The 26,671-nt window shown below is 40.5% G+C and carries 14 protein-coding genes and 1 pseudogene; 1 reads left to right on the top strand and 14 read right to left on the bottom strand.

The annotated features are described in order from the left end of the window. Positions 1 to 39 precede the first annotated feature (39 nt). The 4 genes from UB51_RS07420 to UB51_RS07410 all read right to left on the bottom strand — a co-directional run bounded on the left by UB51_RS07420 (position 40) and on the right by UB51_RS07410 (position 13,996). Positions 40 to 11,763, bottom strand: a complete 11,724-nt coding sequence (locus UB51_RS07420) for a non-ribosomal peptide synthetase (protein WP_082063063.1) — start codon at positions 11,761 to 11,763, stop codon at positions 40 to 42. 751 nt (positions 11,764 to 12,514) lie between these two features. Beyond that, positions 12,515 to 12,655 carry a helix-turn-helix domain-containing protein gene (locus UB51_RS27625; protein WP_160297233.1) on the bottom strand — a complete coding sequence of 47 codons (141 nt, stop codon included), beginning with the start codon at positions 12,653 to 12,655 and terminating at the stop codon, positions 12,515 to 12,517. A 130-nt stretch (positions 12,656 to 12,785) separates the two neighbouring features. After that, positions 12,786 to 13,046 carry an S-layer homology domain-containing protein gene (locus UB51_RS07415; protein WP_044876765.1) on the bottom strand — a complete coding sequence of 87 codons (261 nt, stop codon included), beginning with the start codon at positions 13,044 to 13,046 and terminating at the stop codon, positions 12,786 to 12,788. Beyond that, positions 13,043 to 13,996 carry an S-layer homology domain-containing protein gene (locus UB51_RS07410; protein WP_144406973.1) on the bottom strand — a complete coding sequence of 318 codons (954 nt, stop codon included), beginning with the start codon at positions 13,994 to 13,996 and terminating at the stop codon, positions 13,043 to 13,045. The genes UB51_RS07415 and UB51_RS07410 overlap by 4 nt, the downstream gene beginning before the upstream one ends. Positions 13,997 to 14,178: 182 nt before the next feature. On the opposite strand from UB51_RS07410, the pseudogene UB51_RS07405 reads away from it, so the two are divergent. Further along, positions 14,179 to 14,675 (top strand): annotated as a pseudogene (locus UB51_RS07405) (ATP-dependent Clp protease proteolytic subunit). 260 nt (positions 14,676 to 14,935) lie between these two features. Here the strand turns inward: UB51_RS07405 and UB51_RS26280 are convergent. From UB51_RS26280 to pdhA, 10 genes are all read right to left on the bottom strand, one after another. Continuing rightward, positions 14,936 to 15,730, bottom strand: a complete 795-nt coding sequence (locus UB51_RS26280; RefSeq protein ID WP_052675791.1) for a GNAT family N-acetyltransferase — start codon at positions 15,728 to 15,730, stop codon at positions 14,936 to 14,938. A 322-nt stretch (positions 15,731 to 16,052) separates the two neighbouring features. Further along, a complete protein-coding gene (locus tag UB51_RS07395) occupies positions 16,053 to 16,832 on the bottom strand; it encodes a class I SAM-dependent methyltransferase (RefSeq protein WP_044876763.1) in 780 nt (259 codons plus the stop codon). A gap of 13 nt (positions 16,833 to 16,845) precedes the next feature. Further along, positions 16,846 to 18,321, bottom strand: coding sequence for an amidase family protein (locus tag UB51_RS07390; RefSeq protein ID WP_044876762.1), 1,476 nt, complete (start codon positions 18,319 to 18,321; stop codon positions 16,846 to 16,848). A gap of 205 nt (positions 18,322 to 18,526) precedes the next feature. After that, a complete protein-coding gene (locus UB51_RS07385; RefSeq protein ID WP_044876761.1) occupies positions 18,527 to 20,014 on the bottom strand; it encodes a glutamate synthase subunit beta in 1,488 nt (495 codons plus the stop codon). A gap of 176 nt (positions 20,015 to 20,190) precedes the next feature. Continuing rightward, entirely contained in the window at positions 20,191 to 20,682 is a 492-nt protein-coding gene (locus tag UB51_RS07380) for a dihydrofolate reductase (protein ID WP_044876760.1), read from the bottom strand. A gap of 16 nt (positions 20,683 to 20,698) precedes the next feature. Beyond that, the gene (locus tag UB51_RS07375; protein ID WP_044876759.1) at positions 20,699 to 21,493 is read right to left on the bottom strand and encodes a thymidylate synthase; all 795 of its coding nucleotides are present in this window, start codon (positions 21,491 to 21,493) and stop codon (positions 20,699 to 20,701) included. A 231-nt stretch (positions 21,494 to 21,724) separates the two neighbouring features. Beyond that, on the bottom strand, positions 21,725 to 23,146 hold the full coding sequence (lpdA, locus tag UB51_RS07370; RefSeq protein WP_044876758.1) for a dihydrolipoyl dehydrogenase: 1,422 nt from the start codon (positions 23,144 to 23,146) through the stop codon (positions 21,725 to 21,727). 6 nt (positions 23,147 to 23,152) lie between these two features. Beyond that, positions 23,153 to 24,463: a dihydrolipoamide acetyltransferase family protein gene (locus tag UB51_RS07365; RefSeq protein WP_044876757.1), complete on the bottom strand. Its 1,311-nt coding sequence runs from the start codon at positions 24,461 to 24,463 to the stop codon at positions 23,153 to 23,155. A gap of 33 nt (positions 24,464 to 24,496) precedes the next feature. After that, positions 24,497 to 25,474 carry an alpha-ketoacid dehydrogenase subunit beta gene (locus UB51_RS07360; protein WP_044876756.1) on the bottom strand — a complete coding sequence of 326 codons (978 nt, stop codon included), beginning with the start codon at positions 25,472 to 25,474 and terminating at the stop codon, positions 24,497 to 24,499. Positions 25,475 to 25,540: 66 nt separating this feature from the next. Then, the gene (pdhA, locus tag UB51_RS07355; protein WP_044876755.1) at positions 25,541 to 26,608 is read right to left on the bottom strand and encodes a pyruvate dehydrogenase (acetyl-transferring) E1 component subunit alpha; all 1,068 of its coding nucleotides are present in this window, start codon (positions 26,606 to 26,608) and stop codon (positions 25,541 to 25,543) included. Between the last annotated feature and the right edge of the window lie 63 nt (positions 26,609 to 26,671).

Below are 26,671 nucleotides of genomic sequence, written 5' to 3'. Positions count from 1 at the left end.
AGGTGTAACTGAATGGTTGAATTGACGGCTCAACCCTGTTTAAGAAAAAAGAGAATCAAACTCTGCATGATCAAGATCAATCGCATCAAAATCGGAAAGAGAAAGCTCCATCTCGCCATGGTTTACCGCATCAGAAGTAATCGCTTTCAAATGAACCAAATACAAATCTCTAATTTTGTTAATCGTATTTTCATGAAACATTTGATCACTGTAAGCGATCTGGAGTTCGAACGATCCTCGAATAATTTGGCAAGTAATATCCAGTTTTGCCGTAAACGTATTCTGCTTACTCAATTGCGCCGAAAAACTCTCGAGGTCGAATAGGGCGTTCTGTGCATCAGCAAACTCTCCGAGATAATTGAATCGAATTTCGGGGAGTTCGTATTCTAGCGACGGAACTTTTTTCAAGAAGCTTAGAAGTCCGTACTCGCTACTATTTTCTTTCACCTCTCTTAACTGTCGTTTGACCACTTTAATTAACTCACTTGTTGTACTGTGCTGACCGTTGATCAGCACTGGATGAAAAGAAGTCAACCAACCGACGGTTCGCGAAACGTCAATGCTATCGGAATAACGTCCATGGCTTTCTACTTCAATTTTTATATACTCGTGGCCTTGCCAATCCTTTAAAGTTCTAGCTAATGCTGCAAGAAGCAAATCGTCCATCTCTGCATGAAACACACGAAGTGCCTCTTTGTGGAGTTGGGTCGTCTGAACCGGTTCTAAATAACCTTTACTAATGCGTTGGTGCTGATAAGACCAGTCATTCGTTTCGTAATCGCATTCTATGAGGAATGGTGTATTCAATATAGAATTCCAAAGCTCCACTTTCGTTTCTAATTCAGCCGACTGAGCCTGTTCCTTCTGGAAGGAACCCCATTCTTGTAAGGAAGCGGTCTTCATTGGCAGACCCAATTCAGGTTCCTCAGCCAATAATTTTTTGTATAAGTATTGAAGATCTTCCAACAAAATGCGCCATGATATTCCGTCAACAACCAGATGATGACCCGAGATCTCTAACAATGGATTTCCATCCGGTATTTTATAGTATTTTGCAGATAGTAACAGATCACCATGTAAATCGAAATTATTGTCATATACAGCATCCTGCATACTATCCACTGTTATGATTTGTATTTTAAACTGCTTAAGTAAATGGTTGTTATTATAATAAAGCCGATCTCCGTCTTCTGATAAGTTTAACCGCAATCCGTCATGATGAGTAATTAACTTGTCAAAGGCTTGCTCCAACAAATTCAAGTCTAACTCTTGCTCGCGGCTTTCCAGTAAAACCGTTTGCGTGTAGGAACCAGGTTCGGCCCAAGGGAGCCAGAAAAACCAACAATCAATAGGCAGCATTGGCTTATCTCCGTGAATGATCCCTTGATCGTATACTTTCCATGATCTATTGGTTTGAATATGCTCACAAAGTTCGGCAATCGTCCGATGAACCATAATATCTTTTACCAGGATAGCATGACCTAACGCATTAAATCGGGAAACGATTTGAATTGCTTTAATCGAATCCCCTCCTAATTCTATAAAGTTATCGTGGATACCAATATCCGATACCCCCAAAACTTGGCACCAAACCGATGCCATCTCTTCTTGAAGTTTATCTTGAGGAACAACGTAGACCTCCGAATGCGCTTTGATATCGAGATTTTTTAACGCAACTACGTCGGTTTTGCCATTGTTATTTAACGGAATATCTGGAATTGAAACAAAATACGACGGAATCATGTACTCGGGCAGCAATTGCTTCAGATAACTACGTAATTCACCTGAAGTCCACTGAACTGACGAAACAATGTAGCAAACCAGATCATTTGTACCGTCTTCGCGTTCCTTAGCTAGAACCACTGCTCCTTCAACAACAGGATGCTTTACCATTTGAGCAGTAATCTCCATGGTTTCGATCCGGTAGCCTCTGACTTTTACTTGATGATCAATCCTTCCCAAATACTCGATATTGCCATCGGGCAACCATCTGGCAAGGTCTCCCGTTTTAAACATTCTTCCCTCTTGTGTAATATGATTCTCAATAAATTTTTCATTGGAAAGACTATCGCGATTAAGGTAACCACGAGCCACTCCTACACCGGCTATGTGCAGTTCCCCCGGTACATGAATGGGCTGAATCTGCCCCTTACTGCTAAGAATATACGCGGAGTAATTGGTTAAAGGTTTTCCGATAGGCATACGTTTTGAATCGGATTTCCATTGTGTAACAGAATAAGATGTACTGTAAATCGAAGCTTCCGTCGGTCCATATATGTTTTCGAGGCAAACCTGCGGCAATGTGTTCAATACCTTCATTGCCAATCCTGCGGGAAGCGCCTCTCCGGCAGCAAACACATACTTCAGCTTATTTAAACGTTCCCAATCGCCATCGTTATAGAAGAACGTTTGTAGCATGGATGGGACAAAATTAATATGGCTTATGTTGAATTGATCAATAGCCAGCAATAAGTGGCTCGGTTCTTTTTCGGCATTAGGTTCAAGAATAACTAGTTTCCCATCGCCTATGATCCACCCGAAAATTTCAGTCGCGGATACATCGAACGTAAATGACGTTTTCAATAAATACGCATCTTCCCGTTGAAGCGGATAACGTGCTTCCATATCTAATAAAATGTTTACTAGGCTTCCGTGTTCAATCATGACTCCCTTGGGAAGTCCTGTAGAACCGGACGTATAGAGTACATACGCTAGGTCGCCAATAGTTTGTGGTACAGCTAAGTTTTCTCCTTCCCCTGTATAAAGTTCCTCGTTATCAAGTAGGATAACGTCCTCTGTAATCCCAGTCAATTTACCGCTAAACTTCGTTTGGGTAAGTACGGAATGTGCGCAACTATCCTCCAGCATGTACGAAATCCGATCTTGTGGAAAGTCTGGATCGATTGGCATATAAGTTCCGCCTGCTTTTAAAATAGCTAAAATACCGATCACCATTTCAAATGAACGTTCGACCATAATTCCTACAATAACGTTACGCCCAATTCCTTTTTGATCCAGAGCATACGCAAGTTGGTTTGCCTTTTTATTAAGCTCTTCGAATGTAAGAGTTTCATTCTTAAACATTAAAGCTACGCGACTTGGCGTTTCCTTAACTTTCTCTTCAAAAATCGAATGTATCGGCCTACCTTCCGTAAATTTCTTTTGGGAGGCATTAAACGTGTACAATATATCATTTCTTTCTTTGTCAGATAAAAGTTCTGCTTTATTCAATGCTACCTTGGGACTCACGCACATTTTATCCAAGATTTCTTTATAATAGTGCAGTAGTTTTCGAATAGCCTTCTCGTCAAAAGTAGTATTAACGCGAATAAACCATTCTTCATTTGTAGTTGATACAGTAAAATCTAGAAGTGTATTCGTTTTTTCATACAGATGATGCATGTCAATAGAAACAATCGATTCCAGACCCTTTTGCTTTAGTTCGTTATAAATATGAAAATCTACAAAGTTAAACATGACATCAAAGAAAGGATTTTCACTGGAAGCCGTTTCGCCTACAGCTTTGCTTACTTCCATTAACGATAGTCGTCCGCTAAATTTGAGATCAGCCACTTTAGCATTTACTTGCTTTATTAAATCCAAGTAGCTTATTTCGTCTTTTAGAATCATGCGAAACGGAACTGTGTTTAAAAAGCACCCCAGTATTTTTTCCCCGTCATCGCACACTGGTCGAATATTCTCTACTACCCCAACTACGACTTCATCTTCATACGAGAACATATTGATTGCAACAAGGAATGCTGTCAAACACAAGTTTTTCACTGATACATGACAAGACTTGGATAGAGCTTTCACTTGATTCATGACTTCTATTCCCAATGTGTCAATAATAACTGTATGTTCTAAGTTGACTGATTCAGCCTCTTGAAAAGGAAGCAATGAAAGTCGTTTATAGCCCATAAGCTCATGTTTCCAATAGTCAATAATTTCAGTGTTGGTTTTAACGACGTGCTGATCAATAATAAAATCTTTGGTGTCGCTTTTTAGTTTTGGCAGTACAGCTTGACGGTCCTGTTTTAATTCAAAATAATGGTTGATTAGTTCTGTTATAAACGAGGCTACGCTCCATCCATCCAAGATAGAATGATGGAATCGCCAAAGCAAACAAACATGCTCAGAATCCAAATGCGCAACACTCATTCTCCATAAAGGAGGCTTTGAGAATTCGAAGGCTTGTTTACGGTCTTCAGACAAATAGGAAGAAATCCACTTTTCCTGATCTTCTGGGCTAATGCCAGTTAGTAGATGCTCATCGATTTTAACCTCTACTTCAGGATAAACCAATTGCAACGGTTCAGAAAACTCATCCAGGCAAAATCCTGAGCGCAAGATGGAGTGTTTCTCCATCATTTGATATAGGGACCTGACCAATATCTTGCTATCAAAAGTACGATCCTTCAGCCTGTACACAAATTGATCATGGTAAAATGCCTCTTCCGGCCGATTGATTGTATAGAAGATCATTCCTTTTGATATATCGCTCATTGGATACAAATCAATTGGCGTGCTTGCGATTTCATTCTCTTTACCATTGACCAAATACCTCGTTTTCAGACCACTAAGATGGGTCATAAACGACTCTATATTTTGCTTTTGGGGTGCCGGTTGACTTTGTATTTTATCAACTAAAGTACCGATTGTCGAAAACGAATAAATATCTCGAATTTGCAGAGACAAATGAAGCGCATTGTTCATCGCACTAACGAGTCTAATGGCCTTAATGGAGTCGCCGCCAAGGTTAAAAAAGCTATCCTTAATCCCGATTCGATGTAGACCGAGAACCTCTTCCCATATTTCAACCAACCTGCGATCCCACTCGTTGCGGGGGGGAGCGTACTGATCTAATTGAAACAGATTAGTCGGATCCGGCAAAGCCTTCTTATCTATTTTCCCGTTAGATGTGATTGGGAATTTTTCTAAGAATACAAAATACGCCGGTATCATGTAATCAGGTAATACATGTTTAAGGTCGCTTCTCAAGCTCTCAATATCGAGAGAATTCTCCCCAATCATATATGCGCAAAGATATTTTTCATTTGACTCATTCGCTCTTTCGACTACAACCGTTTCTTTAATCGATGGATTTTGTATAATTCGAGCTTCAATCTCGCCAATTTCAATACGGTAACCTCTGATTTTAACTTGATGGTCAATACGGCCCAAGTATTCAAGGGAACCGTTAGGCAGCCAACGGGCTAAGTCGCCCGTTCTATACAACCGCTCACCAGGTTTGAACGCGTGTGGGACAAACCTTTCTTGAGTCAGATCAGGGCGATTAAGATATCCTCTTGCTACACCTTCGCCCCCCACATACATCTCACCAGGAATCCCAACGGGCAGCATGTTCATGCAGTTATCCAATACATATACGGACAAAGTTGCAATGGGAGAGCCAATATCGCTACTATTATTTTCAATTTCGTGCTCGGTGATCTCTTTAAAAGTTACATGTACAGTCGTCTCCGTTATACCGAACATATTAATTAATTTGGTATCCGGATACTTCTCAAAAAATGGTTTCAAATGAACTGGCGCCAGCGCCTCTCCTCCAAAAATAACGTAACGCAAACAATGTCCCGTTTTTTCATGGAATAGAATTGCATTAGATAAGCTGGTGAAATAGGTAGGAGTCTGGTTAAGAACCGTTACTTTTTCTTCACCAAGGAGCTGAAAAAACTGAGATGGATCTTGAGCAATATGTTTTGGGACAACGACCAATCTCCCTCCAAACAATAAAGCGCCATACATTTCCCAAACCGAGAAATCAAAACAAAACGAATGGAACATTGTCCAAATATCCTGTTCATTAAAATCAAACGGTACATTAAACAGTAGTTGGATCACGTTATGGTGTTCAATCAAAACACCTTTAGGTCTCCCTGTAGTGCCTGATGTGTAGATGACATACGCTAAATCGTGTGGATCGTTTATCGACTTAATGTCAATCGGTCCGTTCAAGAAGAGAAGAGGGTCATCTACATAAACATATTCGCCGGAGAATCGAGATAAGGATGAGACCACTCCCTGTTGTGTAATCAGTAGAGCTGACTCGCTATCCTCCAACATAAACTCAATTCGATCTATCGGATATGACGGGTCAATCGGAAGATAAGCGCCGCCAGCCTTAAGAATGGCGAGGATTCCCACTACCATATCTACAGATCGTTCCATACAAATCCCTACGATTTGATTACGCTGGACCCCTCTTTTGCGTAATACATCTGCCAATTGATTGACCTTCATATTCAATTCATCATAGGTCAATGAGTGATTTTCAAAACGAACAGCTATCTGTTCAGGTGTCTTTTTCGCCTGTTCTTCAAAAAGCTCACTGATCGTTCTATGCATCTTAGTAATTTTGCCTGTATATTTGAAGGTCTGTAGTTGCTCTTGCTCCTTGAGCGATATTATGGGCAAACTCAACAACTTTTTGTCGGGCCACTTTACCGTACTGTTCAACAAAGTTTGGTAGTTAGCCATCATACGTTCTATGGTCTCTTCAGTGAATAAGTCCGTATTATACTCAACCGCTATACTTAATCGGCCCGAGTACTCATAAACAAAGAAGGATAAATCAAATTTAGAAGTATTCGAATGCTCAAGCTTCATTTCCGCATGCAGATCATTTGCGAAAACTGGATTGTCAGGCATATTCTGAAGAAGAAATAGAACTTGGAACAACACATGGTGACTAGGATCACGGACAATTTGAAGCGCATCGACTATCTTCTCGAACGGCACATCCTGATGATCATAAGCATCGATTGTGATGCGCTTGATCCGATCCAATAGTTCGACGAAGGTCAAATCACCTTCTGCCTGAATATAAAGGGCTAGCGTGTTTACAAAACATCCTAGTAATCCTTCTATTTCAGATCGATTACGATTGGCTGCAATCGTACCTATTACAAACTCTTCTTGACCTGTGTATCGACCAAGTAACGTTACGAAGACAGACAGCATTGTCATATACAATGTCGCATTATGCTTCTGGCTCAATTCATATAACGCTTGTGATAGTTCTGGGTCAAGCCATATTTCCTTTGTTTTCCCATTGTAGGTTTGAATGCTTGGCCGCGGAAAGTCAACAGGCAGTTGAATAATCGGAACATTCCGTTCTTGAAGCTGTTCCTTCCAGTACTGAATTTGGCTTTCTAATTGTGTTTCGGTCAGCCAATTATTTTGCCACATTGCGTAGTCACTGTAGGTAACAGGTAGTTTCCGTAAAGCTGGTGCATCATCAGTAGAAAAAGATTGATAAAGCGCTGAAAGGTCCTGAAGTAAAACCTCCACCGACCAGCCATCGAACGCGATATGATGAATCGAAATTAAAAGAACATGCTCATCATCGGCAATTTGCAGCAATTTGAATCGAATTACGGGTCCATTGGATAAATCAAACAACTGGTGGGCTTCGGCGACAACGATATGCTCCACTTTCTCCGCCACCATTTCGAAAGGCAAAGATATTAGATCAACCATCTGCATATCTACGACTCGTTGTTCCTCCACGATCTGATATACACTGTCCTCTTTCTCGACATATCGAGTACGCAGTATTTCATGTCGATCAACCAGAGCTTGTATAGATTTACGAAGTTCAGCTATTCTGAGATTGCCTTTCAAACGTAACGAAATCAAGTTGTTATACGCAGGATTAAGTGGATCTAACTTATAAAGAACCCACTGTCTAGTTTGCGCATTGGATAGCGGTATCTCGCCGATCAGTGAATGATGAACAATTTCTTTTGATAAGCTGCGAATTGCTTGATCAATATGATACGCCAAGCCTTCAATTGTCGGTTGCGAAAATAATTCCTTAAACGAGATATCTACTCCAAAACTCTGTCTCACAATAGAAAAAAGCTGTATCGCCTTTAAAGAATGGCCGCCAAGTACAAAAAAATTATCTAACACGCCGATACGACCAACCTTGAGCAATTTACTCCAAATCCCCACTAAAACTTGCTCGGTGCTTGTCCTAGGTTCCGCATACAGAACGTTTCCGTTGTTTGATGATAATACAGCTTTCAATTGGGTTTTATTAATTGAACCATCCTTTAAGAGTGGCAATTCATCCATGAAATCGGATTCAAAATGAAAGGACTCCGAGTTTATATTCTCTTGTACAAAATATTCTCGTGCAGCTTCATCTAGTTCCAATTGAACGGAATGTTCATTTACTCCTGTCTCCACTTTAAAAAAGGCGTGGAACACGGTTTGATTTCGAGATTTGGTTACGGATAGCTTCTGGATATTCGGGTGAGTGCCATCAAGCCCTACATAAATTTGAGAATGTCCGGTTTTTAATCCGCTTAATAAGGAAAACATACCAAGCTTATTTGTTATATGTAAATACCCGCTCGTTGTTGCCCCTGTAAATGCTGTCTCTCGGCTCATCCCGATGCCATCCCAAAGACTCCATGAAAAACAACGGCTATCCATATTCAGTGTTTGCCTTTGGAAACTAGAAAATGTTTCTAAGAAGGTGTTTGCAGAACAATACGCCCCGAGCATCATTGGAGCACTCAATGTCGTAACGGATGAACTAGAAACAAACAAAGCTTCTTTTTGACCCTTTAATAATTGGGTAAGGACGAACGTACCGTATACTTTTGCTTCGTACATTTCTTCCAGTTTTTCTACAGAGGCGTCTGCCAATCGTTCTTCATGAAGAATTCCAGCTAAATGGATCACGCCTGAAAACCGAGTGTTTTCGCTTTGCTCAACGTCATTAATTATTTGCTTTAATTTATTCGCATCACACAAGTCAGTCGCATGATAAGCAACAAATGCCCCATCTTTAGCTTGACTCTCCAATTCCAGAAGATGTTGTATGCGTTCGGCTAATTTATTGTTTTGCTGCGCTATTTCGTTCCAGTATCTTCTTTCAGGCAACGGGGTACGCCCAATAATCAGTAACTTGGCGTTATAATTATCGAGCAAATGTGCTGCCACCTGTTTGCCGATGCCGCCAAGTCCTCCTGTAATTAAATACAAGCCACCCTTTACAAAAGGCAACGGTTTTCTACTCGAGTGCAATGGATTTATTTTTTTTAATACAGGGACATAACGTTCTCCATTTCTAAAAGCGACAATATGGTTATCATCATAATTGAAAAATTCGTTGCGAACAGTTTGCGCAAGCGCACGATAGTCAGCGTTCTCAGAAGGATACACATCGACTAACTTAAATGAAAAGTCAGTTAACTCATGCTCCATTGTTTTTAAAATACCAACTAATGTTGATTTTTCAAACGACACTTCATCTGATTTCAGTACACCATGCAAGCGACTAGCCACAACAGTAAATCTTATAGAATGATCAGGTGCATACCTGGATAAAGCTTTGGCAAGGAATAGCAGACTATAGCTACCAAGAAATTGAGCTTCTCTAAGGGCATCTACATTTGTAACTGGCATCCATACCTCGTCATAATTCCACAAATGTATAATTTCATTAATGATTACGCCTTTATTGGTAAGTTCACTAAATAAACAATAATAATCTTCGAGAAGTTTAGGATTCATTCTAAACACGTTTTCATTCAATTTTTCAAATCGTTGGCCTACTTGTACTTGTATAAAGTTGTTTCGATCCCATTCATGGGACAAAAATTCTTCGACAAGACCGCATGAATCGGAAAAAATGACCGTTGTCCCACTGACACTCCTTTTTCCAGCAGTCGTTAGTAAGTTCTTTTTGTTCCATTGCATCCGATACATCCAGTCTGGAATGGTATTCTCATTGCTAAAGTGCAAATCTATTTTTTTAATAATCTCATCAAAGTCACCGTTTATAAACTTTTTGTCAAGCTCAGCTCGCTGAACTTTTCCTGAATCCGTTTTTGGAAAATCCTTTTTCGAGATGGGCAAAATATATGTGGGATCTATGCCAACTTTACGAATGAGGTGCTCGCGAATTCGCATAGCTATTTTCATTTGCGAATCTAGCGTTTGTGCTGCAGGTACGAAAAAAATGACTAACTGATCGCCAGTTCCACTCGGATGAGCAATAGAGCAAGCTGCTGAAAAAGTAACCTCGACTCCAGGAACTTCCTGGACAAAAGCCTCGATTTCATAATTATAATGATTTTGCCCATTGATGATGATCATATCTTTTTCACGTCCGGTAATCGTTAGCTTACCATCAATAATAAAGCCTAAATCCCCCGTATTGAACCATTCATCGCCACAAAACACTTCCGCATTGGCCTCTGGATTTTTGTAATAACCGGACATAATTGTCGGTCCCTTTACTTGAAGCCTCCCTACCCAGCCCTCTTGGAGCAATTGATTGTGCTCGTTAACAATTCGAATCGCAACTCCTGGTATAGGCTTTCCTACTTCTGTGAAGGCAATGGCATTAATATGATCAGCTGATACCGTATAAGGTTTAGATCGTATAGTCGATTTATTCAGATAATGAATTCCGTCATGCTCTTTATTCCGATTAATTTTACAAGAGAACACGATGCCTGAAGACGTTTCAGACATACCGTAGCTCGGAAATATACAATCGGCAGGCAATTTATGCTGTTCAAGAAGTTGCAAGAATTTTCTTATGTTCTGAGATACAATAGCCTCTCCACCATTTAAAATATGTCGTATTGAGCTTAAATCCCATTGCCTTGGGTGAGGTTGTTCCAATGCTTCATTAACTAGCGTATACGCAAAGTTAGGAGCCCAACTAATTGAAGCCCGAAACCGTTCGATCCAATCCAACCAGATCGTGGGCCTATCGATAAAGCTTTGAATGGTTGCTACGACTTGCGAACAACCCAAATATACACTCAGCAAGTGGAACATTACGATCCCGCCAACATGATCTAATGGCATCCAACTTAAAGTAACATCCTGCCGATGAAATTGATTAAATTGGATTGTTGCCTGTATTCGGGAAATTAAGCTCTGATGACTATGCTGAACGCATTTGGGGATGCCTGTGCTTCCAGAGGTCAAAAGATTCAGCACTAAATCAGTCGCTACAAATCGATTTTCCACAAGCTCTCCGTCATTTTCCCTGAGGTCCTCAATATTGGTTACAAACGCCTTATTTTCGTTCCATAATTGAGTTAACTCTATTAACTGATCTTGATTCTGCATTTCCGTAATCACTAGAGGTTTTTCTAGTAACGTCCATGTATTATACAATTTTTTAACCGCAGAATTGTTCTCTGTGTATACCGGAGGAACAGCCAGCGGAGTCGGTAAAAAGCCTCCTAAGACGCATCCCCAAAAAGCTGGTATAAAGTTTTCGTTATGCTTGAATTGGAAAATAACCGGGTCCCCAGATTTAAGATTTAATTGCTGTAATCCTTTACAGATACGCTGCGCTTCTTCGAACAGTGAAACGTAGGAATGAAATATTTCCTTGCCATTTTCAAGAACATAAACGATCCCCCTATCAGGTGAAAGGGAGGCGGCCTTCATCAGCATTTCGGGCAGCGTCACGGGGGCGTTCGGATTAATATTTAAGGCTTCCCCAGAACTGAAAGACATTTTTCCATAGCTACTTTCATCATGACTTTCATTCGGATGCTCATATGTATTTTTTATCGAGGTGGTGATTACTTTATTCATATCAATAAAAAGATCATTTGTATGATAGCGAGCCAATGGCGCTTTACGTTTTTTGTATACGACAGCTACTTTAGAAATTCCTTCTACTCTACATAATTGCTCTTCGAGAATGCTAGCCATATCTTTTTTATTGTTCGAATTTTTACTCCCCTTCATCATTAACACTCCTAATAAATACGTAATTTTACAATATGAACCAATTTCATAATTCAACCGATGAAATTATCCACCAAAATCGATGATTTTAACATCTTTTTGATGACAAATCTTTTGCTTTATTGAAACCTGAAGGTAGCTATTGGGGAGGTGACAATATTTTCATTCCCAAAAAGTCCTTATGTGGCAAGGGTTTCGAATTATGAAATTCATTCAGATATAAAATAAAAGAAAAATAAAGATCCCGAATTTATTAGGCCTCGGAAGGCTAATAAACGAGATCTATATAGTACAGAGATTTATAAAATCCTAAAAAAATATACGCTTCGCCATTAGTATGTATCGTGGAATGATACTACTTGGAATTTTCTCAAGTATGACATCTAAATTCATCTAACCTGCCTAAACATAAATTAGATAAAAATAGAATTTTTACAATATTTTGTTCCATGTAAAATTTAACATATATAATTCTATACGTCAATATTTTATTATATTTTACATTTACTCCACTTTTATCAATCAATTTTCGTCCGCGTATTTCGAATAAAACTTTCGTCGTCAGCGTTCACAGCACAATTTGATTCTTTTTTGGGTTACATCACGACTTTTGTCACAGTTAGTCATACTAGCTCTCTCAAATCTTTATTGGTTATACGGTACGATCCCGCTAGTAAATACGGTAGTAACTACAGGCCTGTTGATTAACTAATTTATGTAACCTTAACAACCCAATGACGGTTGAGTGTTGGAACTAATATTTGGGACGCCACTTCGCCAAGGTCGTTTTGGGGATACCGTATTTCTTGACCGCTGCACTAACACCAGTTTCGCCGCTTTTAATCTCACTTAGAATAATGAATTTCTCTGAGGCACTGTATTTTTTATTAGACAAAAAAATCTCTCCTTACGGTAGCAGGTTATATTATTTCACCTGTCTACCGTAAGGGGAGCATATCACTTTTGGGACACCCCTTTCTTTTAATTATTCTTCGTGCCTTATAATAGTTATAATATTACTTTATCTAAGGGTTGATATAGCCAACATGCTGAAGCATTCTCATCAGTACAACGGCAGCTTCCGCCCGAGTTGCTGAGGCCTGCGGCACGAAACTGGTAGCACTACGGCCTGCGATAATTCCTGTATCCACGACAGCGACGACCGCTGCCTCAGACCATGAAGCAATGGTATCATGATCCTGATAACCACGCAGCGTCTCCTCCTTATTTCCAGCCTCTTGATTCATTCCTGCCATATGCAATGCGCGAAGTACAAGAACACTCATCTGTTCCCGCGAATTAGGTCGTTAGGCTGAAATTTTCCATTTTTGAACCCTTCGGTCAGACCTCTTGCGCTAGCAGTCCCTACTGCACCAGCATACCAAGCATCTTGCTTCACATCGCTGAACGTTATCTGCTCCTGCCCTTCCTTCCAGCCTAGCGCTCGAACCAGCAACGTAGTGAATTGAGCTCGGGTGATCGGTTTATCCGGAGCAAAATGAAGATCATCCATCCCCTCAATGAGATGTTTGGAAGCCAGAAGACTAACTTCTTGCTTCGCCCAATGATCACTCATATCTGCGAATATCTTATCTAAGCTTATCACAGAGAACACACCTGTCTCTGATAAGATCAGCTTAATATCCGACGTCCCTGATTCTATGCGCTCCACCACAGCTGGAACGAAGAAGGTCTTCCCTACAGCTATATCATGTGAGAGTACTGTTGTTGTCGTTGGATCAGCGGGGTCAGCCAAGTGGAAGGTGAAACTTGCTTTGCTCCCGCCCAAACCTTTCACTTGCTTCTCTATCTCACCCGATCTCCATAGCAATTCAATCTTAACAGTGTGTCCGAGCTTTACTGCTCCCTCAAGTTTAAAATGACGGTTTATTTTGTCTTCCTGCTCAGCAAGCAGGCTGCCGATTCTTACCTGCAGTTTCTCCGCAAAACCTTCTGTTAGAACAGACTGCACTGCGGCAAACGGAATTTCGAAGCTGCCTATGGGAGATTTGATTATCATTCTACCTCCTGGAAAATCCGCGATTGCACCCTTTAGCCCGCTAACAGGTAGATTAACTAAGATGACATCCTCCACCTCATTAATGGAGTAATTCAAGACCTTGTCAGAACCGTTCACCTTCTGTAGTTGGTCGATTTCCTGCAACATCCGCTCCAAGTTCACATCGACCTCGGTCACGAATTGTCCGTTCGATGCTGCTACATAGGTTGTCTTCAAGCGTTCTGGCAGTGATGTAGTGATAGGTTTGACAGGTGTTGCTGACTTTTCAGGTCTTGGTGTTGAAAAGGAAACGGATCTCGTTGTTATTCAACCCAGAGTTTTAGAGATAAGAAGTAATGAATCTTCATACTTAGAAAAAAAATATCGAGTCGATTATTAAAAATAATGGAGGACATAGCATGAATCTAATTCCTTATGTTGTTGAACAATCAGCTAGAGGAGAACGTTCTTACGACATTTACTCGAGGCTTCTACAAGACCGAATCATTTTTGTTTCCGGTGAAATAACGAACGAAGTGGCAAATAGCGTGATAGCACAACTTCTATTCTTAGATGCAACTGACTCGGAAAAGGACATAAGCATGTATATCAACTCCCCTGGAGGTTCAATAACGGCCGGGATGGGAATCTATGATACGATGCAGATCATCAAAGCTGATGTAACTACATTATGTGTTGGAATGGCGGCTTCCATGGGAGCCTTTCTACTGACCAACGGAACGAAGGGAAAACGGCTTGCACTCCCTAATAGCGAAATCATGATTCACCAGCCTCTCGGCGGAGCAGACGGCCAACCTTTTGAAAAAATCCAAAAGACACCGACCGAGATCGCTTTATGGATGCCATTGAAGCACAAAATTACGGGTTAATAGATAAAGTAATCTATCGAGCATAAAGCGATTTTCTGCATGCTGGAGTCCACTTGTATCCAACAAACGATAAACAGCCCTTTACCGTTACAACGTGAGCGCCAAACCCAATCCACCTAGTTTATACCTCCTTCTGTTCAATCAGAATACTTCAAGAAACATATTTGTCCACGCAACAAAGAACCCTACATGTAAATAACTAACGATATAGATTCACTTGTAGGGTTTTCTATATTCACTTTTTATGCTCTACGGATAAAATATTACTCTAAAAGTTAAACATGTGTTAAATAACACATTCAATAATTTTTTCGCTTTTTGTTACTTTATACCCAAGCATCTTATAAATATTTAGTGCATGCTCATTATTGGCTCGGAGTTCAAGAAGGGCCTCGTTCATCCCTTTACCTGCTAAATAATCCAATCCTTTGCTAATTAGATAAGTAGCTATTCCCTTTCCACGCCATTCAGGCAACACAAATATTTGTTCCGTAAAAGCACTGTTTTTCTCTTCATTTTTATTCTTTTCATCATCCCAATAAAGCATAACACTACCTATTAATTGACCATTTTCAAAAGCAGACAATGTTGTGCCCACTGCCCACAAATCAGATAACATGAAATGTTTTAACCCCTCTATATTCCATGGCTTCTCAGGAAAAGCTTCATTGTACGCTTGAACGTACTCGTCTATTTCTTTATCCTCTTTCATTTTCCACTCGATAACTTCGATCTTACCAGGCGATGGACATAACTCTATGGGCTGGTCAAGATTTCTTGCCATATGATAAATCCCTTCATTGACAATAAAGCTATTAGCAAGTACATATTCTGAGCTTTTTTGCTCTGATGGGAAGAATGTAAAGCACATTTTAGTGCTTTTATGGAGTGCATTTTCCTTTATTTCACTTGCTCTTTTCATTAAATGTAGAAATAACGTCTCTCTTAATTCATTACTGTCCGCAGTTAATGGATTAAATTTAATTTCCACCCATAATACATTTTCTGCACTATCGTTACTATCTGCTACCATTACAGGATAAATAGATGCATATCCATCCAACAGTCCTTGGTGGTTCATCGCACAAAGCACATTGTTTCCGTTATCAAACTCGGGGGAAAGGTAAGCTTCCCCTGGAATGACTGATGTTTCCGGGAATACTTTATTGTATTCTACTTGAACGTTATAGATGCTGGAGATGTCTTTCGGTATAAGTTTCGAATCACATAATTATTCATTCTATTTACTCTCTTTTCTCAAATTAATTTCTTATATATAAAAATCAGATAAAGTTGATAATCTCCTTAATCCAAGATACGCCTATGATCTCATGCTGGGCTGGGTTTGATGCTCACGTCACAACAGCAAAAGGCTGTGTATAGTAAACTATACACAGCAGTTATTATCTTCTTACAGCTTCATAAACAAATTTTTGGTTCGCATGTGTCGGTTCTTTTCCATCCACAAAATCAGCTGAAACAACAACATCTGAAAAGCCAACTTTTTCTAAAATATATATGAATTCTTCTACTCCATACCAACGTAGCGCAAAGCGTTGTAATTCCGTTTGAATCAGCTTCCCATTGCGCCATTTTTCATATTTCAAAAGTGACACTTGGTATTGATTATAAAACAAGTCCGCTTCCAAGATTTTACTCTCCATTGTGATCATATCCCCATCGGGAAGGTTATAAGTTGCTATTCCACCAAACTTGCCTATTTCAGAACTGTTGAAATCGTTGTCTGGTAAGAATAGATCAAGAATAAGTCGCCCACCTGGCTCAAGATGTTCATAGAGTCGTTGTAATACTTGTATCGCTTCTTTTCGTTGTTCTATCAACAAAAATGAGCCGCCTGGTATAATAATGGCCTCATATTTATAAGGTAACGAAAGTTCTTGCAAATCTGCTTCATATAAGTTAACTTTCAGTCCACGTTCATCACAACGTTTGCTACAGGAAGCTAACATTTCAGGAGAATAATCAACACCATCTACAACGAATCCGGATTCTAGCAGTGGAATGGTTACACGCCCAGAACCAACCATCGCTTCTAGAATACGCCCCTTGCAACTTTTTAGCTTATCACGATAATATTCTAAATCGCCATCTAATGAACCCCCGATTTTCTTGGTTAAATCATAAACCTCTGTACCCAGTTTGCCATAATGACTATAAGACATATACATTTCCTCCCTAATCCAATTGTGGTGGAAAACGATGGTGTGTGGCTTGCTCAAATCCGTAAGCTATTTTGATCAACGTAGGTTCACTAAATGCTTTACCTGAGAAGACCACTCCAAATGGACCTTTTGTTGAATCGCCATCGGAGTCAATAATGCCATGGGATGAATACCCCGCTGGGACAGAGATCAAAGGGTAACCCAATCGTGCTGCAATATACATGCCGTCCACATCTCCAGGTAACATTAATGCATCCAGACTATATTTTTCTAACACGTAATCTATTCCTTGGTTAAGCGCTAATTCATCATATTCTTGTTTCTTTTGCAGATAGGTGTGCTCAGTCAGCGTGGTTCCTTCTGATCTTATTAGCGTGTCTTGCCCATATTTCAAAGCTACCTCGGCATGATTCTTATTATATTCAATCAACTCTTTCAAAGAGTGAATCGGTGCGGAATCAGCTAATTGTGATAAGTAATGATTTAAATCGTTTTTAAACTCATAACAAATGACATCGTTGTTCCAATGATTCTGTTCGACGTGAAGCGTGATCGGGTCTACCATTGTGGCGCCTTCGTTTCTCAAAGTCGTAATGGCAGCTTCCATCATAGCAAGTCTTTCCTCATCCAAATGCTTATAATAATATCTAGGAATACCTATTCTTGCATGACGTAAAAAGTCGGCATCTAAAAAAGGTGTGTAATCTATAAAGGATCTCTTTGCGCTCGCTAACGTAGCCTTATCCTCGTCGTCTACTCCAGTTAATGCACCTAAGATAATGGCTGCATCAGACACCGTTCTTGCTATAGGGCCAGGGGTATCCTGACTACTAGAAATAGGTATAATACCCGCTCGGCTAGCGAGACCCACCGTAGATTTGATCCCCACAAGTAAATTTTTACATGCAGGCCCAACTATGGACCCCGCCGTTTCCGTTCCGATCGCTGCCGCTCCTAGGTTTGCAGCTATAGCAGCCGCAGGTCCAGAACTCGACCCACTAATGAATATCTCACCCGCACCATATGGATTCAGAACAAGCCCACCACGTGAACTATAACCCGCAGGCATCGAACTAGACATAAAGTTGGACCATTCCGACATATTCGTTTTCCCAAGAAGAATAGCACCTGCCATGCGAAGCTTTGAAGCTATGAATGAATCCTTCGCCGCGAATGACTCAGCTAAAGCTACTGAGCCTGCGCTCGTATGCATCTGATCTTCTGTATCTATATTATCCTTCAATAAAATAGGAATTCCGTGCAGTTTTCCCCGACTCCCTTGTTCTTTGCGTTCTTTGTCTAAAGCTCTCGCTATATGTATCGCCTCTGGATTTATTTCTAATATTGAATTGATGATCAAATCGTACTTATCTATACGATCTAAGTATGCTTGGACGATCTCTTCTGAGGATATAGTCCCCTCCTCCATAGCTATCTGCATACTTGTAATATCTTCTTCAACAATCCATTCCTGCAGGTTAGCACTCACTTCGACAAGCCTCCCTTTCTTGATAAGGTAATTCATTCTTATGTTACCAAATAATGTAATAATAGCTTGGTAAAGAACAATTATTACTAAACTATCCTACTTATATTACTTTTCCAACCTTAATCCATGATTGACAATACAAAAAAAGATACACAAACACTTCGTTTAAAGTGTCTGTGTATCTTGGGGGAATATCAAGCCTTATTTACACCAGTACCGTCGAACCCATCAAATATTTATCTACTTCACGTGCAGCCTCCCGGCCTTCATTGATGGCCCACACAACTAAGCTCTGTCCACGTCTCATATCACCTGCAGCGAATACTTTATCGAGATTGGTCTTGTATTTGCCTTTGTTAGCTTTTACGTTCGAGCGGCGGTCCGTATCTAGACCTAACTTCTCAATCAACGTTTGCTCAGGTCCATCAAAACCAATAGCGATAAATGCTAATTGTGCTTTGAAAATACGCTCTGTTCCCGGAATAGGTTGATAAATTTTTCGGCCTGAATCATCTACGATCCGTTGGATTTGTACCGTGTGTAACTCTTTCAAGTTACCCTGCTCATCGCCAACGAATTTAGTCGTCATGATAGAGAACTCACGTGGATCTTCTCCATGAATCGCTTTAGCCTCTTCCTGTGCATAATCAAGTGTATACACATTCGGAAATTGTGGCCACGGATTATTGATAGGATCCCGCTCTAGCGGTGCTTTATCATGGGTACCAAATTGAGTGATGCTACTACATCCATGACGCAACGCTGTGGCCACACAGTCTGAACCTGTATCTCCGCCACCGATCACGATGACATCTTTATCCTTAGCAGATATAAACTGTCCATCCTCTAAATTGGAATCCAAAAAGCTCTTAATCGTTCCATTCAAGTAAGTCATAGCATAATGCACACCGTTCAACTGACTTCCTTCAATCTCGAACTGACGAGGCTTCGTAGCTCCTCCGCATAGCACTACAGCATCATACTCGTCCACTAGTTGCTGAGCCGGTATATTTACTCCAATATCAGCATTCGTAATGAATTGTATCCCTTCTGCTGCAAGTAAATCTACACGACGTTGTACAACATCTTTATCCAGCTTCATCGCAGGAATACCATAAGTAAGTAGGCCTCCGATCCGATCAGCACGCTCATATACCGTAACGGAATGACCTGCTTTGTTAAGCTGAGCTGCAGCTGCAAGACCCGCTGGACCCGATCCTACGACAGCCACTTTTTTACCAGTCCGTTTCTCAGGAGGGTTCGGAGTTACCCAACCTTCTTCAAAACCTTTATCAATAATCGCTTGCTCAATGGTTTTAATGGTCACTGGCTCGCCGATTAATCCAACAGTACAAGATCCTTCGCACGGGGCTGGACATACGCGACCCGTGAATTCAGGGAAATTATTCGTTTTGTGCAGACGATCGAGTGCTTCTCTCCACAATCCACGATAAATAAGATTGTTCCACTCTGGAATTAAATTATTTACTGGGCATCCGGAGGTTCCACCCGCCATATCAATTCCTGAATGACAGTAGGGTGTACCACAATCCATGCAGCGTGATCCCTGTGTCCGAAGCTCTTCGTCTGACATATGTTTGTGGAATTCTTCCCAGTCTTTAATCCGCTCTGCTGGATCCCGGTCAATAGGCAGTTGACGGTTATATTCCATAAATCCTGTTGGTGTAGACATGAACCCATTCCCCCACTTCTCAAATGTCAGCATAACTATATATAATGTCACATAAATATACATCAATATAAAAATCTAATTTAAATTATCTTAGCATTTAGAAGTTTGAATGTTAAATGGATTATCCGCCTAATTTTTTGTACTATTTAACATATAGTTCACACGTTGTTGGGATGCTATTCTTGAATGAACTCATAGAAATTGAAACTATAATCATAGGGGTTATTATCATCACGTACACCTGTTATTTGTTCGATTAGCGTCCATTTTGACCAATCTATCACAGGGAATACAATATCTCCCTCGAAATCTTCATCGATCTTAGTTACAATGAGTCGGTCCGCTAAAGGCAACCATTCCTCATAAATCTGAGCTCCACCAATAATCATAAGTTCATCATTTTGTGCAAATGTCTTTGCATCTTCTAGTGTATGAATGATATGCGCACCTTGTGCTGTATACTCAAGGTCACGAGTCATAATAATGTTAGTCCGATTCTTCAGCGGCTTACCTCCAAAGGATTCCCAAGTCCGTCTTCCCATAACTATAGATTTCCCGAGTGTTTGCTGCTTAAAGAATGCCATATCACGCGGCAGACGCCACGGCATATCATTATCTTTACCCATGATACCATTATGCCCCATAGCCCAGATCATTGTGATCCTCATTGCACTTGTCCTCCTCTTATATAGCTACTGGTGCTTTTATCCCTGGATGATGCTTATAATTGTGAAATTCGAAATCTTCAAACTGATAATCAAATATTGATTCAGGCTTGCGGTTTATTTCTAGAACAGGTAACTCAAATGGCTCACGCTCTAATTGAGTCTGAACTTGCTCCATGTGGTTTGAATAAATATGCACATCTCCACCAGACCATATAAACTCTCCCGGCTCTAGTCCACACTGCTGAGCCACCATGTGAGTCAAGAGTGCGTAACAGGCAATGTTAAATGGAAGCCCTAAGAAGGTATCCACAGACCGCATTGTTAGCATACAAGATAAATTCCCATTCGCTACATAAAATTGAAATACAAAATGACAAGGCGGCAATTTCATATTGTCTATTTCAGCAACATTCCAAGCACTAACGATGTGACGTCTTGAATCGGGATTATTCTTAATGGCCTCAATAACATTAGCAATTTGATCAATGCTCTGACCATTCGGCGCTTCCCAAGCTCGCCACTGCGAACCATAGACAGGACCTAACTCACCGTTCTCATCTGCCCACTCGTCCCAAATAGAGACGCCATTCTCCTTTAGGTACCTAGTATTTGTATCCCCACTAAGGAACCAAAGCAACTCATGCACCACAGATTTGATATGAACTCTCTTCGTTGTCAAAAGTGGAAAGCCCTGCGATAGATCGAAACGAAGTTGACGCCCAAATACAGATGTTGTACCTGTACCTGTTCGATCTTCTTTTACAGATCCATGATCTAATATATCCTGCAATAGCTCTAAATAATTCTTCAATCTAAAGCACTCACCTTTCATCTAATTCACAAGTAAATACATATAAAAATCATAATTTCTTATCATAAAAAATGAACCATCTAACTTCTAACGTACCTATAAGTGTAACATGTTCACGCCAATCTGATAACAACAAATCATGGATATTCACAAGATTAGGTTAGGAATTTTTTAATAAAAAAGAAGGAGGAGCATTAGATGCCCCTCCTTCTTTTGATATTATATAAGTTCTTATTTACGCGGTGCCATCATATGAATCGGATTTCCTAGTGCCAATTCGGCAGTTTCCATCACGATTTCACCCAAGGTTGGGTGAGCATGAATAGTCAACGCGATGTCTTCAAGGGTAGCACCCATTTCAATTGCCAAGCTCAGCTCAGAAATCAGATTGGAAGCTTCTAGACCCGCGATATGACATCCTAGTACAAGATCTGTACCTTCTTCAGAGATCAGTTTCACGAAACCGTCTGGGCTATTCAAAGATAACGCACGTCCGTTACCTGCGAATGGGAATTTAGATACAGCAACCTTATAGCCTTTATCCTTCGCTTCTTTTTCCGTGTAACCTACACTTGCACATTCAGGGTCTGTAAAGGCTACTGCAGGGATACATTTGTAGTCTACTACGGAAGGATGACCAGCAATCGCTTCTGCAGCCACTTTAGCTTCATAAGAAGCTTTGTGAGCCAATGCAAGACCTGCAACGATATCACCAATAGCGAAAATGTGAGGGAAGTTAGTACGTCCTTGATGATCTACTTTTACAAATCCACGTTCATCCATTTCGATACCAACTAGATCCAAGCCAAGTTCACCATCTGTATTTGGACGACGTCCAACAGTAACAAGTAAATAATCAGCTGTTACTTCTTTGGTTTCTCCACCTACGCTGTATTTCACAGTAACGTCTTTATCTGTTTGTGTAGCACTTTCTGCTTTTGCACTCGTGATAATTTCGATACCTGTTTTATTCATGTTCTTAACAACAAGCTTCGTCATATCTGGATCGAATCCGTTAAGTACAGACTCAAGACCTTCGATGATCGTAACTTTACTACCAAATTTAGAGAACATTTGGCCAAGCTCAGCTCCGATGTATCCTCCACCAATAACGATTAGGCTCTTCGGAATTTCTGGAAGATCTAGTGCCTCAGTTGAGGACATGATACGTCCACCGAATGGAAATGGTTTAAGTTCGATCGGACGTGATCCTGTTGCAATAATACAGTTCTTGAAACGGTAACGAGGAGATTCATGGTCGTTAAAGACACGTGCTTCATTCTCACTGATGAACATACATTCACCATTGAATACTTCTACTTTGTTACCTTTAAGTAGACCAGCAACGCCGCCCGTTAATTTCTTAACAACACTGTTTTTGAATTCTTGTGTTTTTCCGAAATCAACTTTTACGTTCTCAGCAGTAACACCGAATGCAGCGCCGTGTTGAGCAGACTCATATTGATGAGCTGCTGCAATCAATGCCTTGGATGGAATACATCCACGGTTAAGACATACACCACCAACTGTTGATTTATCCACGATTAATACTTTTTGACCCAGTTGTGCAGCACGTATAGCTGCTACATAACCACCAGGACCGGCACCAATGACTAGCGTATCAATATCTAGAGAAGCGTCTCCTACTACCATGATTGATTAGACCTCCATAACTAGCAGCTCAGGGTTATTGAGCAGCGATTTAATGTAGTTCATAAAGTTTTGTGCTGTTGCACCATCGATAATACGGTGGTCAAAGCTTAGGGATAGAGCCATAACTGGAGCAATTACAATTTCACCATTTTTGACAACCGCTTTTTCAGAAATACGTCCAGTACCCAAGATCGCAACTTCAGGGAAGTTGATGATTGGTGTAAAGAACATACCGCCAGCAGAACCAATGTTAGAGATTGAAATCGTACTTCCTCTCATCTCAGTCGGAGATAACTTACCGTCACGACCACGAGTAGCCAAATCACGAATGGAATCAGCAATCATCCAAATGCTCTTACGATCAGCATCTTTAATAACTGGAACGATTAATCCGCCTTCTGTGTCTGTAGCAATACCGATATTATAGTATTTCTTGTAGACAATTTCATTTGATTCTTCGTCAATCATAGCATTAAGAGCAGGGAATTGACGACTAGCGGCAACCAATGCTTTAACGATGAATGGAAGATAAGTTACTTTTATTCCTTTTTTCTCAGCTGTTGGTTTCATACGCGTACGGAATGCTACCAATTCAGTTACATCTACTTCATCCATGATCGTTACATGAGGAGCTGTGTATGCAGATTTAACCATTGCATTTGCGATGATTTTACGAACACCTTTGAAAGGTACGCGATCTTCTTCTGCACTAACATTAACCTCAGCAGCAACTGATGAAGTCGATGATGTAGATTGTACAGCTTCTGGAGCCGCTTCAGCTTTAACGCTTCCACCATTCTTGAATGCTTCTACATCTTCTTTAGTAATTTTGCCATTGTTACCTGTACCATTAACGTTCGCAATATCAACACCTTGTTCACGTGCGAATTTACGTACACTTGGCGTAGCTAGAACATCTTTGTTAGGTGCTGCTGGAGTTGAAGATGCTGCACCTTCTTTTGCATCAGCTGGGCTACTTTGTGCTGGAGAAGAAGTTGTATCTGCACTACCTTTAGCAGCATCTGCTTCTTGTGTAGAATGATCTTCAGCAGGCGCTTCTTGTTCAGGAACGTCACCTTCAGCATCAATGATAGCTACTACTTCACCAACACGGCACACTTGTCCGTCTTTGGTAAGAACTTCTAGTACAGTACCATTAACTGGGCAGGGAACTTCAACAACTGCCTTGTCATTCTGTACCTCCATAACGATATCATCATCTGTAACTTTGTCGCCTTTTTTAATATGCATTTTGATGATTTCGCCTTCATGTAAGCCTTCGCCTAGCTCAGGAAAACGATATTCAAATTTAGCCAATGATATTACCTCCTTTAAAATGACTGCAAACGCTTAGTATTCCAACACTTTGTTAACAGCAGCAATAATACGAGCCGGTGTTGGAAGCCACGTATCTTCAATTTGAGCAAATGGATATACCGTATCTGGACCAGCAACACGTAGAACTGGAGCTTCCAAATGTAGAATTGCATTTTCATTAATTTGTGCAATAACTTCAGCAGCGATGCCCGCACTCTTTTGCGCTTCTTGTACAACAATTGCACGGTTAGTTTTCTTAACAGATGCAACAATAGTATCAATATCAAGTGGATTCAACGTACGTAAGTCGATAATTTCAGCCTTAATGCCTGATTTCTCCAATTCATCCGCAGCTTTAGTAGCTGTATGAACCGTCATTCCATAAGAAATAATCGTCACATCGGATCCTTCACGAACGATGTTAGCTTTACCAAGTTCAACTGTATATTCACCTTCTGGTACTTCTGCACGGAAAGCATGATAAAGGTTCAAATGCTCCATGAAGAATACAGGATCATTATCGCGAATTGCTGCGATTAGAAGTCCTTTTGCATCATAAGGATTAGATGGTACTACTACTTTAATACCCGGAGTTTGAGTAAACAAACCTTCCAAGGAATCTGTGTGAAGTTCTGCCGCTTTAACCCCGCCACCAAAAGGTGTACGGAAAACGATTGGTGAGTTGTAACGTCCACCTGAACGGTAACGCATACGAGCAGCTTGGATCACCATTTGATCAAGTGCTTCAAATATAAATCCAACGAATTGAATTTCAGCGATTGGACGGAATCCTTGAATTCCTAATCCTACTGCCAAACCACCAATAGCGGATTCAGCTAGTGGTGTATCAAATACACGTTCTTCACCGAACGTCTTTTGCAAACCTTCTGTTACGCGGAAAACACCACCAACATTACCTACATCTTCACCGAAGATTATAACGTTAGGATCGCGTTCCAATTCAACGCGCATCGCATCACGAATTGCTTCTTTCATGTTCATTTGTGCCATTGCTTCGTATCCTCCTTAAACATTCACGGTTCACGTATCATTACAAAATCAAAAACTCAATTAATACTATTCAAAATCGGCTTTTTGTTTTTCCAGATGTTCCGGAGTGTTCTCAAACATGCTGTCAATTAGGCCGGATACAGTCATTTTTTCGGTTTTTTCTGCTTTTTTGATTTGTTCATTGACTTCAGCCTTAGCTTCTTCTCTTACACGTGCTGTATCTTCCTCAGTCCAAAGACCTTTTTTCGCCAAATACTTAGCAAGACGTGCAATCGGATCCTTCTCGCTCCACTCTACTTCCTCTTCCTTAGTCCGATATTTACTAGCATCATCAGACAAAGAATGTGGACGGAAACGATACGTTACTGCTTCAATCAATGTTGCGCCTTCGCCATTGCGGCCACGTTCTGCTGCTTGTTGAACGGCACTAATAACAGCAAATACGTCCATACCATCAATCTTAATACCTTTAATACCTGCTGCTACAGCTTTGTGAGCGATAGAAAGAGCAGCTGTTTGCTTAGCAAAAGGTGTAGTAATGGCATAACCATTGTTTTGAACAAAGAAAATAACAGGCAATTTATATACTCCTGCATAGTTCAAACCTTCGTAGAAATCACCTTCAGATGAACCACCGTCACCGGTGTATGCGATTGCTACTTGTTTTTGTTTCTTCAATTTGAAGCCCATTGCAATACCCATAGCGTGCAGAATTTGTGCACCGATAATGATTTGTGGCATCAATACGTTGACACCTTCTGGAATTTGACCTCCATGTTGGTGACCACGGGAATAAAGAAATGCTTGATAAAGTGGTAAACCATGCCATACTAGCTGTGGAATATCACGATATCCAGGACATACGAAATCCTCTTTCTCAAGAGCAAATTCACTTCCGACCATAGTCGCTTCTTGACCAGATACAGGAGCATAGAAACCTAGTCGACCTTGACGGCCTAAATTTACTGCACGGTCATCCCAAGTACGGGTAAAAACCATACGGTACATAATTTCTTTCAATTGATCATCGGTAAGCTTCGGCATCATATCTTTATTAATAATTTCACCATCTGGAGAAAGAACCGATAGGGCTTCTACTTCCTCTGTATACACTTCATAAGGAACCTTGCTCATTTTCTTCACCTCAACAAAAAAATTTGATTATCATGTGCACCTGTTATAGGATTATTATACACC

This window comes from Paenibacillus sp. IHBB 10380 (genome assembly GCF_000949425.1).
Classification (GTDB): Bacteria; Bacillota; Bacilli; order Paenibacillales; family Paenibacillaceae; genus Paenibacillus_AQ.
The sequence above is the reverse complement of the archived record's forward strand: the minus strand, read 5'-3'. Positions and strand labels throughout refer to the sequence as shown.

Excerpts from the sequence above, each read along its gene's own strand:
- UB51_RS07420 (WP_082063063.1), bottom strand. The coding sequence starts at position 11,763 with ATGATGAAGGGGAGTAAAAATTCGAACAATAAAAAAGATATGGCTAGC.
- UB51_RS07415 (WP_044876765.1), bottom strand. The coding sequence starts at position 13,046 with ATGAGTGTTCTTGTACTTCGCGCATTGCATATGGCAGGAATGAATCAA.
- UB51_RS26280 (WP_052675791.1), bottom strand. The coding sequence starts at position 15,730 with ATGAACCACCAAGGACTGTTGGATGGATATGCATCTATTTATCCTGTA.
- UB51_RS07395 (WP_044876763.1), bottom strand. The coding sequence starts at position 16,832 with ATGTCTTATAGTCATTATGGCAAACTGGGTACAGAGGTTTATGATTTA.
- UB51_RS07385 (WP_044876761.1), bottom strand. The coding sequence starts at position 20,014 with ATGTCTACACCAACAGGATTTATGGAATATAACCGTCAACTGCCTATT.
- UB51_RS07380 (WP_044876760.1), bottom strand. The coding sequence starts at position 20,682 with ATGAGGATCACAATGATCTGGGCTATGGGGCATAATGGTATCATGGGT.
- lpdA (WP_044876758.1), bottom strand. The coding sequence starts at position 23,146 with ATGGTAGTAGGAGACGCTTCTCTAGATATTGATACGCTAGTCATTGGT.
- UB51_RS07360 (WP_044876756.1), bottom strand. The coding sequence starts at position 25,474 with ATGGCACAAATGAACATGAAAGAAGCAATTCGTGATGCGATGCGCGTT.
- pdhA (WP_044876755.1), bottom strand. The coding sequence starts at position 26,608 with ATGAGCAAGGTTCCTTATGAAGTGTATACAGAGGAAGTAGAAGCCCTA.